Source organism: Microbacterium sp. zg.Y909, from assembly GCF_024626565.1.
On record NZ_JANJFJ010000595.1, the window covers coordinates 1 to 1,819 of the forward strand.

Here is a 1,819-nt window from a genome sequence, read left to right on the forward strand (position 1 = left end):
GGGTTGGTGGTCACCCCGACGACGTTGCGGGTGTCGATCAGCTGCTGCAGGTTGCCGGTCGTGATGCGCTGGCGGGACAGATCGTCGAGCCAGATGCTGACGCCGGCGTCGGACAGGGCCTGGGTGGGGCTGGGAGTGGTCATGCGTTGGCCTCCTTGAGAGTCTCGCGTGCCGCTTCCACGACCGCGTCGGCGGTGATGCCGAACTTCTGGAACAGGGTCTTGTAGTCGGCCGATGCGCCGAAGTGGTCGATCGCGACGGAGCGGCCGGCGTCGCCGACGATGCCGTGCCACGTCAGCGGGGAGCCGGCCTCGACAGACACCCGCGCCTTCACGGCGGCCGGGAGGACCTGCTCGCGGTAGGCGGCATCCTGCTCGGCGAACCACTCCAGCGACGGCGCCGACACCACGCGGGCGTTGACGCCCTCCGCCGCGAGCGTCTCACGGGCGGCGACGGCCAGCTGCACCTCGGAGCCGGTGGCGATGAGGATGACGTCGGGCGTGCCCCCGGGCGCCTCGGCCAGGATGTAGGCGCCCTTGGCGACGTTGTCGGCCGAGGCGAGCACATCGCCGTCGGCCTCACCCGTGCCGCGTTCGAAGACGGGGATGTTCTGGCGGGTCAGCGCGATGCCAGTGGGGCCGTCCTGGCGGCGGAGGATCTCGAGCCACGCGGCCGCCGTCTCGTTGGCGTCGGCGGGGCGCACCACGGTGAAGTTCGGGATGGCGCGCAGCGTCGCCAGCTGCTCGATCGGCTGGTGGGTGGGGCCGTCCTCGCCGAGGGCGACGGAGTCGTGCGTCCAGACGAAGACCGACGGGATGTTCATCAGCGCAGCCAGGCGCACCGCAGGACGCATGTAGTCGCTGAAGATGAGGAAGGTGCCGCCGAACGGGCGGGTGGGACCGTGCAGCTTGATGCCGTTGACGATCGCGCCCATGGCGTGCTCGCGGATGCCGAAGTGCAGCACCCGGCCATAGGGGGAGCCCGACCACTCGTGCGTTGACCACTGTGCCGGGATGAAGCTCTTGGCGTTCTTGATGGTGGTCAGGTTCGACTCGGCGAGGTCGGCGGAGCCGCCCCACAGCTCGGGAAGTTGCTCGGCGAGGGCGTTGATGACGACACCCGAGGCTGCGCGGGTCGAGACCTCCTTGCCCGCCTCGAACGACGGGAGCGCGTCGGCGATGTCCGTCGGCAGCTCACCTGCTTCGAGCCGGTCGAGCAGCGCCTTGCGCTCGGGGTTGGCTTCGGCCCAGGCATCGAACGCCTGCTGCCACTCGGCGCGGGCGGGCGCGGCGCGCTCGGCCAGCGCGCGGGTGTGCGCGATGACGTCGTCGGCGACCTCGAACGTCTTCTCGGGGTCGAAGCCGAGCACCTTCTTCGTCGCGGCCAGCTCGTCGGCGCCGAGGGCGGAGCCGTGGATCTTGCCGGAGTTCTGCTTGCCGGGGGAGGGCCAGCCGATGATGGTCTTGAGGATGATGAGCGACGGCTTGTCGGCCTCCCCCTTGGCCGCCTCGATGGCGGCGAACAGCTCGGCGACGTCCTCGACGTACTCGCCGGTGCGCTTCCAGTTCACCGTCTGCACGTGCCAGCCGTAGGCCTCGTAGCGTGCGGCGACGTCTTCGGTGAAGGCGACGTTGGTGTCGTCCTCGATCGAGATCTGGTTGGAGTCGTAGATGGCGATCAGGTTGCCCAGCTGCTGGTGGCCGGCGAGCGAAGACGCCTCGCTGGTGACGCCCTCCTGCAGGTCGCCGTCACCGGCGATGACGTAGATGTCGTGGTCGAACGGGGACTGCCCTGCCGGGGTCTCCGGGTCGAACAGGCC

The 1,819-nt window shown here is 69.9% G+C and carries 1 protein-coding gene and 1 pseudogene; both read right to left on the reverse strand.

Annotated elements, in window-relative coordinates:
* A pseudogene (locus NQ160_RS23230) lies at positions 1-143 on the reverse strand (transaldolase); the annotation flags it as partial.
* Positions 140-1,819 (reverse strand): transketolase family protein (locus NQ160_RS23235; protein ID WP_257517375.1); only part of this gene is annotated, 1,680 nt, incomplete at its 5' end. The pseudogene NQ160_RS23230 and the gene NQ160_RS23235, both read right to left, overlap by 4 nt.